The sequence below is a fragment of the Nitrobacter sp. MLSD-S21 genome (assembly GCF_058809865.1).
Genome location: NZ_JBXASZ010000006.1, coordinates 58,107 through 71,078 on the forward strand (window position 1 = coordinate 58,107; position 12,972 = coordinate 71,078).

Here is a 12,972-nt window from a genome sequence, read left to right on the forward strand (position 1 = left end):
TGCCGCGATTTCTACTGCTTTCATCTTACCGGCGAACGGTTCGAGAGAGTCATGTTGATGACCCGCCGAGCTTTCCTCCCAGCTGGTTATCACTTTCCTCTCCGAATGCCGTTAGCGGAGGTCTGCGTCTTGGCCGAGGGGATAAACGTACAACGTAATACACTGGATTATTCATCCGCCCATGAAGAAGGCGCCCGCCGATCGTTGCCACGCGTACAAAGTTCGAAGCTTCGTAGAAGTCAACGATCGCGCACCTCTGCTCGCTTGAATGTCGGCCATTGGATTCTGAAGGCGTGGACGTGAGCGCTCCAGGCTTAATTAATCAAAACGGGTAAGGCTCTATCTAGTCGGGGGTGCTCTCGCCGTCAGTTGCGGACCTATGCGTGTCGTGCGCATCACTGTGGGTGCTACACGATACGACTAGGCACGTTCAAATGTTTCCCTTGCCTATCGCTTAATACTTGAACTGAGGCATGGCCTTGAGCTGATCCTTTGTAAGGTTGACCGTCCCCCGGTCGGGGTACCACTGCCTGGAATCGGAGCTTGTGGAAGCGGTGGAGGTCGTTCCGGCCTTGTTAGAAAACTTGATTTGATCCAGTTTCATTAGAACGTGGTGCTCGCCCATACCCAAAAAACCGCCAACGCTGACAATCACACCGTCGATCTTTCCGGATGGGTCGATGATCACATCATCCACTTCCCCAATGTTTTCGTTCTGCTCATTATAAATATCTACACCCACCAGCTTGGAAGCTCTCCACTGGCCTGTTGCTGAATGAGGCGCCTCAGCGGCTGATGAACTGGGCGCAGTGGTTTGGGCAACCGCCACGGGCGAAGCGAGGACGCAGGCCATTACCGCCGCTGAAATCAATCTCATGGAAATCTCCTTCTAAGATTAGGTGATTTACAACAAAAGCACTGCGGCGATTGTTCCTTGGGGACCGAGGCAAAGCAGGTCTCCATCCGCTACGCCCTTCGCGAAGATGGAACCCAAACCGTCGACAAGTGTTTTGGAGTCGCACTGGACGCGAAAAAGAAGGCGGAGATCACGGATGAACGACGCGAGTATTGGTTGGATCGCGGCTATCATAATTGGCGGGCTAGCGGGGTGGATCGCCTCCAACTTCATGAAGAGCGACACCGGGATCCTCATGAATATTCTTTTGGGAATCGTTGGCGCTGCCGTTGCCAGCGCTTTGCTCGGTTTGGTTGGCGTCTCGTTTGGCGGATGGCTTGGCTATCTCGTTGCCGGGTTTATCGGCGCCTGCATTCTTATCGGGGGTGCAAGGGCCATCCGCACCTAGAACGAATGTAGAATGCTTGGCTCGTGGCTAAAGGGAATAGATAAACCGCCTCCGCGCAGAGTTGGCAGTACTCGGTTGAATCGGGACTGCGGATCTTCGCGGGGAAAAAGGGGGCGTTGACCAGCAGTCCCGGCTAGGTGGTGGAACCCAGCTCTTGAACATTACTGGCGATAGATTGCGAAGCAAGGCCTGATTGGTGAGTTAGCGCTGGCGGGCAGCGTTCTTGTGCAAGAAAAAGGCCGGCGCAATTGCAGCCTTTTGCAATTCAGTTTAACCCGATTGTCCTACCGATGTTGTCGAATTAAAAAAACACGGTCAGTTATACCAATCTTCAAGAACGCTCGGCCTCTGCAAGGGTCGGGCGTTTTCGTTTTTGTACAAAGACTGCCCTGGGGACCGTCTTTTGCTTTGACCGATGGTCGTTCCAGATGACTCACTGTCAGCTTCCGATCACGCCGAGGGCGTCGTGCAGATGTCGCATTCCTGTTCTGACGGCCGGATAAAGCTTAATTCCAAGTCTTCATTGCGCATCCGTGCGTTGCGACATTTGGTGGTTATACCGGACGCCACCCACATCCGGCTCCGCGCGGAGCGAGGTCGTCGGCGTATCCCCTTAATTCCGCCGGCGGCCTCGATATTGCCTGCAGGAAACAGTCGTGTAGCCAGTTCGCGCGGACTTCACGCCGCGTTCTATAAGTGGATCCGAGGTCGCGAAATACCTTTTATAAGGCGCTATGCAGACTGCATTGGAGCCCGCGCAGCCTTAGGGCGCACCATGAAGCCAACGTCGAGGTCCTAAGAGGCATCAATAAACACCGCCACTAAATGCGTTTGCGACCCAATTTAATGTATGAATTATTTCGGAACTTTGCCTTCTTTAAATAATTTTAATATACTGAGATCGAGTAAAAGTTTAAACAAAATTAAATGCAACTTACAGTAATCCATGAAAGGATTAAACCCATGGTGAAACGAACCATACTCGGGGGTTTAGCAATATCAGCGGCCGTGATGGCTTTCAGTGTCCCGGCTTCGGCCAGCATCGTTATCACCCAAGGCGCCACCGGCACGGGTAATAACGTTCTCTTCCAAAACGTGGTCGGAAATGGCACAACGTCCCTCTCCACGGACACGAACCAAGGTGATCGGGTAACGTTTACCAGCAGCGAAGCGCTTACCGGCGACAATTCAAGTGGGCAAGCTCGCATCAGCGCAGTTGATGGCTCGTTGAATAACCTTGAATGGCATCTTTCTGATCCGACATTGGGATATGATCTTGGGGTATTTAATATCAATGTTCCCAATCCAAATGGTGGGCCGGCAACCAGCGTGACGGTTTACGCCTATGACCAGAATAATACGGAATTCTCGAATACTTTTAATCTCGGAAACGGACAGAACTTCTTTACGGTGGACTCGGACGACCTTCAGTCAATTACCTCAATTCGATTTGAAGCCTTCGGCGGAATCGTTAGTGACGTTCGACAGGTACGTATTGACGGAATCACCTCTATCGCGGCTATCCCCGAGGCGTCCACCTGGGCCATGATGATCTTGGGCTTTTTCGGCCTTGGCTTCATCAGCTATCGTAATCGGAACTCCGCATTTCGAATAGCCTGATCAATGCACTTGTAGCCACCGATGTGCCGAATAAAGTAAGATCGTCAGTTATGCCAATCTTCGTGAACGCCCGACCTTCGAAAGGTTGGGCGTTTTCGTTTTTTAGAGAGACCGCCTTCGGGCCGTCTCTTGCCCTGTCCGATGGTCCTTCAAATGACAGCGGTCAGCTCCCACCCCACCAACCTTCGCCACCCCATCCAGGGCCACCGCCGCCGCTCGGTGGCGTGATAGTGATCCCGGTATTCTTTCCCGCGTCAAAAGAGTTGCTCGCCGTGATTGAACCTGCGCCGGCTTTGGTGATCTGGAAGATTGTCGCATAAGACAGATCAACAGCGCCGCCGACAGTCAGAGTCCTTATCTCTCCGTTGATCCCATTGCTCATCAATATATTTGTGGCCGACGATAACCCATCCCATGTAAACCCGTTTGTTATCGTTACGTTTGAGAGCAGGACAAGCCAAGGGACATTTGTGGGGATAAATGTCGCGATGATTGGCGTGTTGTTTATGTAAAACGGCACATGGTTCGTTGAACCGGTATTGGCAATTTCCAACGAACCGTAAGTCAGACCCCCGCTGTTGAAGGATCGAACCGCGTTCGGGTTTGCACTAAACTTAATGTTGGTGGAAGCGAACGAGGTCGCAGGATCAAGGTTTGTCGTGATGTTGAGGTCGAAGGAGCCGTTCGTCCCCGTTACGGTCCACGTTCCGGAGCCGCCCAAGAACTTGCGCGCACCCGTTCCCGTGAGACTGAAACCTCCCGCTGAAATATTGTTGTTGTTGGCGGAGAAATCTATCGTCCCCGTGAATGACCCCGCTGTGAAGGCTGGCGCGGCCGTTGAAAGAGTGATGTCGCCGTTGATCGTGACGACGCCGCCGCCAGAGCTAGCGTCAAAGGTAACGGTGTCGAAACTACCAGGAACGCTCGCGCCACCTGCTCCGCCCGAGGTGGCAGACCAATGCGTCGTGTCACTCGCGTCCCACGTACCTGTTCCGCCAACCCAAAAACGTGTTGCCATCTGCTTAGACCTTCGACTTGCTGTTGAGGCTTAAGTTCATCACGTGTCATCTCCGTATTAAAAATTGCTGCGCGTGCCGTTCCGCCCAGATCGCCAACCGGGCGGAGAGATTCATCGCACACCCCCGCCGATTTCGACGGAATGCGGAAGCCCGCTACGCCTTCGGCCAAGCCCACTGCCCGCCCGCAAACGCGGGTGGCAATCGAACATCATCAAGCGGATGTTCGTAACGAGGCGGACGCGCCTTGGTTCGCGAAACCACGACTTCGCGATGCTCCAAGGTCGGCCTGATGACAATCTCGCGGCCGTAATAATCGTGAATCTCAGTAGCGCCGGGCACCGGCTTGTCATCAGGACCAATGGTCGCGCGCCGGACCTCTTCGCGCGGCGCTTCATACTGATACTTCACCTCGCTCGTGTCGGCGGGACTGCCAGGATAGCGGTAGACCCAACACGGCACCTTCTCGCGATGCTCGGTGGCTCCCGTGCCCGGGGTGGTACGGTGAATGTCTACGAGGCTTCGCACCGGCTCGCACACGGCGTTGGTGCGCAGCGCTTGGTTCACGGCGGCGGTTTCCGCGTCCATGGCCTTCAGCTTGGCGATGATATCGCCGATTGCACTGGCGTGTTCGTCATATTCCTTGAGCAGCTTCGCGGCGTCCTTTGCGTTCGCCTTGCGACAAGCTTCGGCACGAGCGCGAAGCGCAGTGTCGGATTCGGCCTTTTCCGCAGCGGCTTCCACTTCAAGGATGGCAGGCAGTTCGGACTGCAGATGCGCGATGCGTGCATCCAGCCTGGCAATTGCACGCTTGCTGGCGGCGATGTCGGACTCAACCGCACGATGCTCGGCGTCGTCCATCGTCGCAATGGCTGCAAGCTTAGGACCGATCTTCGCTTGGAGGCGCTTGATCTCGGACTCGCTATATTCGATTTCCGCCTTGATGGTTGCCGACGTGATGGTGGTCTTGGCGGGGAAGAACTTTTCGAGGATGGTGATACCCATGGTGGTCATTTCTTTCTGTCAGGTGTTGAGCGCAGCGAGGGCGCGTTGGTGGTTGTTGCGCGCCATGTATTCGGCCGCAGAGAGTTCGAGCGTGTCAGGCGAGTGAAGCGCCCGTGCGGTGGTCAAGCGGCGCAAGGTGGCGGCATAAGCCTGTGATGCACTTCGTGCTTCGGAAATTGAGTTTCTACGGGCCATGCCTGTCAGCCCTTGAAGCTCAGGTACGCCGCACACGCGCGATTCCACTCATTTACAGCCCCGGTCACGGTATAAGTTGCAAAGACGAGATCGCTGGCCATTCCGGCGCGCGAGAGATGCTCCGCGTCTTCAAGACCTTGTTTCGCAACAGCGAGACGCGCGGATGCGCTTTCCAGGTCGCGGAGGATAGCTTGCTTCCGAGTAGACATGATCGGGATTCCCTTTGGAGTATGCCGCTGGGCTGGCGCGGTGATGGGTTTCGGCTGAGACGGTCGAGTGGCGACAGATACGTTTGCGCGGCGTTCTGCTTCGGTTGCCGGCATTGATCCGCCGGCCCGCTTTTGGCGAGCAATGAACTCGCTCAGCGGTTCATCGATGTAAGCACTCAGGCCCATTACGCGCCCTCCACCGTGCGGGCAGCGACCCAATCATCCAAGTCCGGAATCTCGAACAGGCAGATACCATCCAGGCGGACGTGACGTGGTCCGCGTCCTGCTCGGACGTAATTTCCAAACGTGCTCGGTGCGACGCCACAATGCGCAGCAGCCTTGCGCAGGCTGAGAGTCTTTTTCGGCATGGGATAATCCTGAGAGAGAAAAACCGCCGGTGGGCGAACAAAAGGAAGAAACCCACCGAGGGCTTTCTATTCTTGCTTTGTCAGAGCGATAATGACGTGAGCAATGTGCGCGATCTGCTCAATGTCGTCAGGACCATTCGAGTAGCCCTAAATGGCGATCTTGCTTTGCCTGGTGTTGTCGTTTGAGGCCGAAGTCTTGGACTTGCGGCGGCGCTTGATCCGCAACGCTTCGCGCTCAGCCTCGCGGTTTTCCATCCGTTCCTTTGCACGTTCGCGGAGGAATGCTTGATCGGCCGCTAGTTCCGCCAACGCTGACCACATCGTCGGAAGGTCGCTTTTCATCTTGGCAGCGATCCGTGCGAGGTCCGCGGCGATATCGTCAGGCAGAACTTCGATCCTAGGGCACGGTACGAAGGACCAACCAATCGCCCCGAATGCGGCCTCGATCGATGAATAATTTGGTGCCGAGTGATGGCGCCAAGATTTTAAAGTCGCGCGTTGCAGGCCGCTGACCTCCGAGACCAGGTCGTATCCCAACCCTTTCGACTTCATCAGAGCGAACAGCAAACGCACGACAGCGGGCGCGCGGTCGGGGACCGTCAATCGCAATTCAACTTTCGGGTTTGCGGGTTGCCGCCATGCAGGGCCATCGGCGTGACGGCTGTACATGTCGAGTCGAGCGTATGCCATGTCGAAATCCTTGCGGCGGTTCACTGGCCGCAGGATCAGGCAAAGAGCTACCGACGTAGAGACTAGTCCGGTCTCCCTAAACGCACCGAACCCCATATTCTCACGTAATAAAATGACCTATATTAAGAACAACAAGCGACTTTATTTTTTTTGTGCCTACCAGAGCGGCGGGCTCGCGCGTCACCCGCAGGGAGGGGGCTTCTGACAGTACCTTTTTACCTTTGTGCATTGCAACAATAGAATAATCTTCGCTTAATCGCACGATTGATAGAACGTTTGCCATCGACCCTCAAATTGACCAGAGCCTACGCACGGTTGCTGCCATGCGGTCGCGGAACACGGCTGCGGGATGTAGTTCGGTCGCCCTATATCGCGCGTTCGTCTCAAATCGAAACGATCAAAATCAACTCGCGTTCAATCGCCCTCAATCCGCAGCGCTTCCTGATCTCGATCAGTTTTCAATCCGCGCCGCCGTGCGAGCATTCGCCCATCATACGCATGTTCATGCTCGCCAACGATCGATCGCGTTTCGCTTCGCCACGCTCGCAGCGTTCGATCAGATGCGCTCAAGATCGATTTTAAGCGCCGTTGGTAGGCGTTGGCCGTAGGAAGCACCGCTCGCTCCGGCGAAATTTGTCAACGAAAGCCTTCCCTTGAAACTAAAAGCAACGTCGGTCGCAGTGTTAGGAAGGTGCGATGGAAAGTTTCGTGAAAATTGATGACGCCGATCCGGTGCTGACTTGTATTTATCTCTTCTTCTTTGAGCGGTATCACGTATCCGACAAACCAACTTGGGACGGTTACTTGGTGATCGATAGCAGCTTCGCCGATCGTCAGCGGCTGCTAGACCTGTTCCCTGGGGTGGTGCTCTAATGAACCCGGCCGGCTGGTTGTCGACGTTGGCGGTAACGCGACGGCTCCCGCAACAGCGCGTGTGGTGACCTGATCGGCCTGCATCCCGATGTTGCTCAGTCGGCGGCGTGGGCGCGCCGCTGCGATGGAGGGTGTTGCGCGAGATCGCAGATGGCCAGCAGGTGCGTCATGAGTTTGAGTCCGAGCGATCTTCAGTTAAGAGCCCACAGGTATGCGAGAGTCGCAGCAAGTCCGAGCGTGGTTCTGACATCATGCAGGCGTCCCCACGACACGAGCATGGTTCGCGACGTTGGCCCCGCGTCGGTGTCGGCGATAGCCTTCAGTCTGTTATTTGTCGGCATGATGCCGAAGAGGGTATAGGGCCAGTTGGCGAATATGAGCACCGCGCCAGCGATCCAACGCCAATCCCAGGTGATCCACGCCGCAAGCAAACCGAGCCCTGCTGAGATGGCAGCCAAGCTTGCCTGCATGGCGTAGCCGGCGTCATAGCTGGGCTTCCATTGCTTAAGCAGATTTTCGTCGTCCAGCGCCAGGCGCGCGGGATGCTCAGCGAAATTGATGTAGAAGGCTGCCCCTGAAAATGCGGCGGCAAGGATGAGTGCCACTTGACCGGCAAGCATGGGGCCTCAGCATCCTCTACAGATACTACCTATCTTTTTACCGACCCGCGTGTTTTCAACCCCAAGAAGATCGTCTTGCCCGTCCTGTTGTGGATCGGTCTTGTGCTTGGTGGACGACTTGTTCCGACTCAACGGCGGAGAGGCCCTATCATAGCAAGCCAGGCGCTCTTTTGCCTTTTGTATTGATTGGCAATCGCTCACCTGGGCAACGACCGGTCCACAAAGCGCGAAGAGCACGATCAACGATAAACCGAATTTCATCTTTTCTCCTGCATGGCCCTACTGCCATCATCAGTCGTATTCCAGTGTCGCTATCGCTTCAACGATCCGTTTGACGCACGCGCTCGGGGACATCTTGCTCGAGTCCAATACCACACGAGCGTCTGACCATTCTTCGTACTCTCGGTCCTGAACGCTGCTCCAATCCGGCAGATCAAACCCAGCGATATTGCTCAGACGATTTTCTATCCGGCGCTTATGTTCGGCATGATCCGAGCAAATAATCTCGACGTTCAGCAACTGCGCATTGCCGGATAGGGGATTGACCGTGTCCGCAACGACGTCGAGCTCATTGGCCAGATTGTCCTTTGCGACCGCGACGGCTGCGAGATATCCCGCATCTTCGGCTGGATGGATTTGCAAGCTGCTGGACTTAAGGGCCGCCTCGATCGAGTCGACGCGCACATAAACTGCGCTAATTTTCTGCGCCAAAGCACGTGCCACGGTCGTTTTTCCGACGCCCGGCAGGCCGGAGAATGAGATCAAGACCGACATGCTACCACCATTGCCCGTCTCGGAATGACGAGGCAACCGCGAAGCGGGCGGCGGTGACGCCCCAGCAACTTCATGAGGGGCGCAAGCGGCGAATATCGACGCGTCTACGATCATCACACCGATAGCTAACAGCCAAATAGTTGCCAGCGCGGGGACTTTTGTCGGAATTTCATCTGAATTTCGTCGGAGGCCATTCCGACGAAATTCAGGCCAGAAAAGCCTTTAGAATCAGTATATTATATATACATGTATATTTTTATCTTATTGTCTGAGTACCCCTTCTTTTGTAGGTGTGATGTGTACACATGAACCTAGATTTACGCACAGACAGAAGACCACTCCGACAAAAGACAAAATTCCACGAAGAAGACCTAAGGCACTGCTAGTGCGTGGTTTATTCCATTTAATTTCGTCGGAAGGTCGGTCCCCGACGAAATTAAGCCCGATGAAAATCGCCGCTTCGTCCGCCTCAAAAGCAAAGCCCCCGCCGCGTTGGCGAGGGCTACAGGCAGGTCAGGGTTACTTGACTGAGCTAGGCCTTGTCGTCGGCCGGGGCGTGCTGGCTGGCAAAGTAACGCTTGCTGGTCCGGCCCTTGCCATCCGGCTTGCGCGTGTGCAGGACGATATGCCCCGCCGCATCTGCGGAATCGATGATGTCCTTCAGTTCGTGGCCCTTGAGCGAACGAATCTTGTCGGCGACCTTGCCTTCAGTGATACCCTCGGCGCCGGCCTCGCGGATGATCTCCAACACGCGGTTGAAGTTGCGCTCGCGGTCGCTATCCGCAAGCCTCGTGTCCGCCTCGGCGACGAATGTCTGCGTTGAGTACGAGGCAAGTCCGGCCGCCCATCGCAGAATCTCTCCGGTGATTACTGGCGCGCTGGGGTCAACTCCGACCGCAACCGTAAGGGCGAGTTTCAGCGCGTGCTCGCGGGTCCTGTTCAGGAACGGATGGACCTTCGGGTTGGCAATAAAAAGCGCGCCATCAATCTGCCTTCGCAGCGACCTGTCAAACGCCTTGGCGTCAGCGTCAAGCTCGACGCACTTCGCGGACACCTTGCCAAGGTGGTTCCCAATCTTGATATTTCCGCAGATAGACTTGGCGGCCTCTACAATCTTGCGCACGCCCTTGATTAGGTGTGTCGGAGGCTTGTCCCGCCGCTGCACCGGCTCCTCGACGAACTCCGGCTTTTCGCCGCATACATTGAACAGTAGGAAGCGCGGAAGGAAACCATCGGACGTTCGCGACGACGTTAGCGTCATCCAGAAATCATCCGGTGTTGAGGTGCCGTAGATCGATAGGTTCGGGTTGTAGAGTTTTTCCGTGACGCCACGCACGTAGGCGTCGCCGTCATACGTGCTGCTTGCGCACGAGAAAAATTCCATTAGGTAGTGCCTGATCATCGCGAAATCGCTGCCGGATCGCGGGTCCTGTAGCTTGGCGAGGAATCCGCCGAACTCGTCCTGGAGGCTCATGAACGACGGGAGCGCTGCTACGGACTCCCTGAGTCCGGGTGCCGAAGCAAACCGCGACGGACCGACAAGGAGGCCTTGTCCAGCCTCATTCATCAGGTTCTTGATGCACGTTCGCGCGTGATCCTTGCCGAATCCAGACTGCGCCAGCCCGACAATGTACAGGTTCGTGCGCGCGTGACTCGGCGTCTCGAAGGCCCTTCCGGCGAGGGTGGCTACCGCGCATAGCGCAGGTCCAAGCGCAAGCTCCCGCGACGGATACGACGACGAGTCAACGATCCAATCCATGATCTCGCCGATAAGACCGGGCGGGTTCGTCAGGTCGGACAGAGCGGGTGCGTCAACGACATTCGACCACGACAGGCCTGCAACCTTATTCAGGTGCGCCACGAGTCGCCGATCAATGCGGTCGGCGATAGACACCACCTTCACCTCGTGCCAGCAAGCGCCCCCTTCGGCCAGCACCGGTTCGGCTGGGCTGACCTTCGCGCGCTCGTCCACTTTGGGCCTGCGAGAGATCGTCTTGAGCTTGACCTTCGAGTCGAAGGCCTGTTTCAGATTGCCGGAGTTCATGCCGCCACTTCCTTCAGAATATCGTTGCCGTCGCCGTGCTGCGGGGTAGCGAATGTCATCTCGCGGTCAGCTTCGAGCCAGCGGTCGGCGCACACTTCCGCGGCGCGGTCACCCGCCTTGTCGTTCTCAGTGAGGATTGTCAGTGCTTCGATTCCTGGCAGAACCGGAAACGTCTTGATGGAGCCAGCGCTCCCGAGCGCCCAGGCTGGAGCGTAACCGGCCATCATGAACGATAAGGTAGACTCGATGCCTTCACCGACATGCAGGCCGTGAGTTACATCCTCGTCCGGGCTCAGCTTGATCGCGGCACCCCTCGCGCGCCCGAGCATCTTCTTTTCGATCTTAGCGCCTTCAGCCGTCAAAAAGGTCCGATGAATCCCGCAAGGTTCGTTCGTGTGAATGTCGCGTAGCAGCGCAACCATCATTCGCGGCCCGGCGCAGAAGCGGATGGCCTCGCCTGCCACGCAGTCGGGAAGCGCGATGCAGCGAGACGCGAGATATGTCTCGACGATCGTTCCGCGCGGGTCGCGCGCCCGCTCCCAATACGACAGCGCATGTGCGATGCGCCTCACGTCGTCTTCCTCGTCGGTGGCGCGCAGCACGATCTCCGAAGGTTCGTAGGCCGCGTCCGGCAACGCCGAACCAAGGAAGTCCCGTGCGATGTCCAGCGCATCACGGAAACTGCATTCGCGCATAGACATGATAAGGTCTAGCGGCCAGCCGCATTCGCTCGTTTCGTGGTCATACCAAGAGCCGGCCTTCGGTCCGGCGATCACGACGGCGAAACTCCCCTTCCTACCAAACCGCAATTCTCGGCGGTTCGACATACGCCGGTTCGGCTCGCCGCAAAGGTGGCGTGCAAGATCGTTCATGCTGGCCGACAGCGCGGCACGGAGCGGGGCGAGGTCGGTTGTCATCACACCATGCGACCAGCGAACACACCAAGCGCGACCATCGCCAGCGCGACGCTCACAAATTCGTCACTGCGCATAGTTTAACAGCCCATAAGGCGGGTACGCGCGGTGCGGATCGGTCAACATCGCCAGAACAGCCAGGTAGAATCGCGTGCGTGGAGAAAGGTCCCTGGGCGTGCTCCTAAGAACGGCATCAAAGTCATAGCGATCGCCATCGGCATAGACGCTGCCATCGCGCGTCACGATCTTAAACTGATAATTGTAGCCGTCAGAGCCTGAGCGGATGGTCATTCGGTATGCCGCGTTCGGGAAGTCACGAAAATATTCTTCGTCAGACGCTGCCCGAAAAACGGGATACCAACGACCGCGATACTGAACCGCGAATGGTTCCTCACCGGGCCATACCCTAACCCGCCGAATGGTGCCGTTCTTCAGACGGATGAGATAGCGATTCTCGTCACATACCATCCAGTCTTCGAACGAGATGCCCCATCCCTTCGTCCCGCCGGAATCACGGAAATACGTGCGCGCGAGAATCAGCGCTAGCGCCGGAAGCGGATCGCCCCGGATGCTTTTAAGGTCATGCTTCAGATACCATCGGAGCATTTCGTTATCGACGGGGCACGAGTGCCCATTGCGAAAGGTAAAGCGAAGGACCTCACCGAGCTTGGGATGGGGCTCGGATGTGATCATGACGAGCTCATCGAGCGTGCTGCGCAGATAGGCGACCCTGGCACGATGTGTCGACGGAGTATTGGATTGTGTTGCAGTAGAAACTTGTTGCGGATACATTGCGGAAACCTTGTAGCTGAGGTGAATTGACAGGCCCTTTACGACGTTTGCGGCGTTCGCGTTAGTGGGCTGAGCTTGCAGAGAAAGCACCCGGCACGGGGCCGGGCGCTGTTAGCGTCAGACAACTGCCGGAGCCGAAAGCTCGCTCGCGTAAAATGCCAACGCGCGCGAGCAAAACTCGCTGTCGGTCGGGCCTAGGCCAGCGATCCGTCCCTTTTGAAAATCGTGCGCCATGACGTCAGTGTAGTTGGCGACTACGTGGCGTGTAGCATCGTCCAAGTCTTTGGCTGCATCTCCCGCGAGGATGGCTTTCCCGTATCTGACGAAAGCGACTCCACACAGCACTGAGTCGCTTGGGGAAAAAGCGCCGCACTCATCTCGCAACATTAGCTCACGCGACAGGTTGCGAGCACGTTCGACTTTGTGCTTGATGTCATCATTCATTTTCAGTTTCTCCTTGGTTTTGGCCAAAGGGCCATCGTTCGAGCCAGAGACATTCCTGGCGCGTGGTGACTTGGATTTGTTTGGATGATTTGTCCGCCGGAGCG

The 12,972-nt window shown here is 56.4% G+C and carries 16 protein-coding genes; 3 read left to right on the top strand and 13 right to left on the bottom strand.

What is annotated here, in order from left to right; all coding sequences use genetic code 11:
• Positions 1–454 precede the first annotated feature (454 nt).
• Positions 455–877 (bottom strand): PRC-barrel domain-containing protein, encoded by a 423-nt coding sequence (locus AC1RT6_RS16310; protein WP_472789251.1) that lies wholly within the window; start codon positions 875–877, stop codon positions 455–457.
• Positions 878–1,052: 175 nt separating this feature from the next.
• Here AC1RT6_RS16310 and AC1RT6_RS16315 point away from each other — a divergent pair, with 175 nt between their 5' ends.
• Positions 1,053–1,304: a GlsB/YeaQ/YmgE family stress response membrane protein gene (locus tag AC1RT6_RS16315; RefSeq protein WP_472789253.1), complete on the top strand. Its 252-nt coding sequence runs from the start codon at positions 1,053–1,055 to the stop codon at positions 1,302–1,304.
• A 963-nt stretch (positions 1,305–2,267) separates the two neighbouring features.
• The gene (locus AC1RT6_RS16320) at positions 2,268–2,924 is read left to right on the top strand and encodes a hypothetical protein (protein WP_472789255.1); all 657 of its coding nucleotides are present in this window, start codon (positions 2,268–2,270) and stop codon (positions 2,922–2,924) included.
• 163 nt (positions 2,925–3,087) lie between these two features.
• Here AC1RT6_RS16320 and AC1RT6_RS16325 read toward each other — a convergent pair whose 3' ends face one another.
• The 6 genes from AC1RT6_RS16325 to AC1RT6_RS16350 form a co-directional block, all read right to left on the bottom strand.
• Positions 3,088–3,942, bottom strand: a complete 855-nt coding sequence (locus AC1RT6_RS16325; RefSeq protein ID WP_472789257.1) for a hypothetical protein — start codon at positions 3,940–3,942, stop codon at positions 3,088–3,090.
• 154 nt (positions 3,943–4,096) lie between these two features.
• Positions 4,097–4,954: a hypothetical protein gene (locus AC1RT6_RS16330; RefSeq protein ID WP_472789259.1), complete on the bottom strand. Its 858-nt coding sequence runs from the start codon at positions 4,952–4,954 to the stop codon at positions 4,097–4,099.
• Between the two features lie 9 nt (positions 4,955–4,963).
• Positions 4,964–5,140: a hypothetical protein gene (locus AC1RT6_RS16335; RefSeq protein WP_472789261.1), complete on the bottom strand. Its 177-nt coding sequence runs from the start codon at positions 5,138–5,140 to the stop codon at positions 4,964–4,966.
• Between the two features lie 5 nt (positions 5,141–5,145).
• Positions 5,146–5,349, bottom strand: coding sequence for a hypothetical protein (locus AC1RT6_RS16340; protein WP_472789263.1), 204 nt, complete (start codon positions 5,347–5,349; stop codon positions 5,146–5,148).
• Between the two features lie 185 nt (positions 5,350–5,534).
• Positions 5,535–5,717: a helix-turn-helix transcriptional regulator gene (locus AC1RT6_RS16345; protein ID WP_472789265.1), complete on the bottom strand. Its 183-nt coding sequence runs from the start codon at positions 5,715–5,717 to the stop codon at positions 5,535–5,537.
• A 147-nt stretch (positions 5,718–5,864) separates the two neighbouring features.
• The gene (locus AC1RT6_RS16350) at positions 5,865–6,407 is read right to left on the bottom strand and encodes a hypothetical protein (protein WP_493029542.1); all 543 of its coding nucleotides are present in this window, start codon (positions 6,405–6,407) and stop codon (positions 5,865–5,867) included.
• Between the two features lie 696 nt (positions 6,408–7,103).
• Between AC1RT6_RS16350 and AC1RT6_RS16355 the strand changes: the two genes are divergently transcribed.
• Entirely contained in the window at positions 7,104–7,280 is a 177-nt protein-coding gene (locus AC1RT6_RS16355) for a hypothetical protein (protein ID WP_472789269.1), read from the top strand.
• A gap of 191 nt (positions 7,281–7,471) precedes the next feature.
• On the opposite strand, the gene AC1RT6_RS16360 is transcribed toward AC1RT6_RS16355, so the two are convergent.
• The 6 genes from AC1RT6_RS16360 to AC1RT6_RS16385 form a co-directional block, all read right to left on the bottom strand.
• Complete coding sequence (locus AC1RT6_RS16360; protein WP_472789271.1) at positions 7,472–7,900, bottom strand: anthrone oxygenase family protein; 429 nt, start codon at positions 7,898–7,900, stop codon at positions 7,472–7,474.
• A gap of 291 nt (positions 7,901–8,191) precedes the next feature.
• Positions 8,192–8,674 (bottom strand): P-loop nucleotide/nucleoside kinase family protein, encoded by a 483-nt coding sequence (locus tag AC1RT6_RS16365; protein WP_472789273.1) that lies wholly within the window; start codon positions 8,672–8,674, stop codon positions 8,192–8,194.
• Between the two features lie 532 nt (positions 8,675–9,206).
• Positions 9,207–10,718, bottom strand: a complete 1,512-nt coding sequence (locus AC1RT6_RS16370; RefSeq protein WP_493029543.1) for a YfjI family protein — start codon at positions 10,716–10,718, stop codon at positions 9,207–9,209.
• A complete protein-coding gene (locus AC1RT6_RS16375) occupies positions 10,715–11,635 on the bottom strand; it encodes a DUF7146 domain-containing protein (RefSeq protein ID WP_472789277.1) in 921 nt (306 codons plus the stop codon). The genes AC1RT6_RS16370 and AC1RT6_RS16375 overlap by 4 nt, the downstream gene beginning before the upstream one ends.
• Before the next feature lie 63 nt (positions 11,636–11,698).
• Positions 11,699–12,325 carry a hypothetical protein gene (locus AC1RT6_RS16380; RefSeq protein WP_472789279.1) on the bottom strand — a complete coding sequence of 209 codons (627 nt, stop codon included), beginning with the start codon at positions 12,323–12,325 and terminating at the stop codon, positions 11,699–11,701.
• A 216-nt stretch (positions 12,326–12,541) separates the two neighbouring features.
• The gene (locus AC1RT6_RS16385) at positions 12,542–12,895 is read right to left on the bottom strand and encodes a hypothetical protein (protein WP_472789281.1); all 354 of its coding nucleotides are present in this window, start codon (positions 12,893–12,895) and stop codon (positions 12,542–12,544) included.
• Positions 12,896–12,972: the final 77 nt, after the last annotated feature.

Excerpts from the sequence above, each read along its gene's own strand:
- AC1RT6_RS16325 (WP_472789257.1), bottom strand. The coding sequence starts at position 3,942 with ATGGCAACACGTTTTTGGGTTGGCGGAACAGGTACGTGGGACGCGAGT.
- AC1RT6_RS16360 (WP_472789271.1), bottom strand. The coding sequence starts at position 7,900 with ATGCTTGCCGGTCAAGTGGCACTCATCCTTGCCGCCGCATTTTCAGGG.
- AC1RT6_RS16340 (WP_472789263.1), bottom strand. The coding sequence starts at position 5,349 with ATGTCTACTCGGAAGCAAGCTATCCTCCGCGACCTGGAAAGCGCATCC.
- AC1RT6_RS16380 (WP_472789279.1), bottom strand. The coding sequence starts at position 12,325 with ATGATCACATCCGAGCCCCATCCCAAGCTCGGTGAGGTCCTTCGCTTT.
- AC1RT6_RS16370 (WP_493029543.1), bottom strand. The coding sequence starts at position 10,718 with ATGAACTCCGGCAATCTGAAACAGGCCTTCGACTCGAAGGTCAAGCTC.
- AC1RT6_RS16320 (WP_472789255.1), top strand. The coding sequence starts at position 2,268 with ATGGTGAAACGAACCATACTCGGGGGTTTAGCAATATCAGCGGCCGTG.
- AC1RT6_RS16335 (WP_472789261.1), bottom strand. The coding sequence starts at position 5,140 with ATGGCCCGTAGAAACTCAATTTCCGAAGCACGAAGTGCATCACAGGCT.
- AC1RT6_RS16310 (WP_472789251.1), bottom strand. The coding sequence starts at position 877 with ATGAGATTGATTTCAGCGGCGGTAATGGCCTGCGTCCTCGCTTCGCCC.
- AC1RT6_RS16345 (WP_472789265.1), bottom strand. The coding sequence starts at position 5,717 with ATGCCGAAAAAGACTCTCAGCCTGCGCAAGGCTGCTGCGCATTGTGGC.
- AC1RT6_RS16350 (WP_493029542.1), bottom strand. The coding sequence starts at position 6,407 with ATGGCATACGCTCGACTCGACATGTACAGCCGTCACGCCGATGGCCCT.
- AC1RT6_RS16365 (WP_472789273.1), bottom strand. The coding sequence starts at position 8,674 with ATGTCGGTCTTGATCTCATTCTCCGGCCTGCCGGGCGTCGGAAAAACG.
- AC1RT6_RS16330 (WP_472789259.1), bottom strand. The coding sequence starts at position 4,954 with ATGACCACCATGGGTATCACCATCCTCGAAAAGTTCTTCCCCGCCAAG.
- AC1RT6_RS16375 (WP_472789277.1), bottom strand. The coding sequence starts at position 11,635 with ATGACAACCGACCTCGCCCCGCTCCGTGCCGCGCTGTCGGCCAGCATG.
- AC1RT6_RS16315 (WP_472789253.1), top strand. The coding sequence starts at position 1,053 with ATGAACGACGCGAGTATTGGTTGGATCGCGGCTATCATAATTGGCGGG.
- AC1RT6_RS16355 (WP_472789269.1), top strand. The coding sequence starts at position 7,104 with ATGGAAAGTTTCGTGAAAATTGATGACGCCGATCCGGTGCTGACTTGT.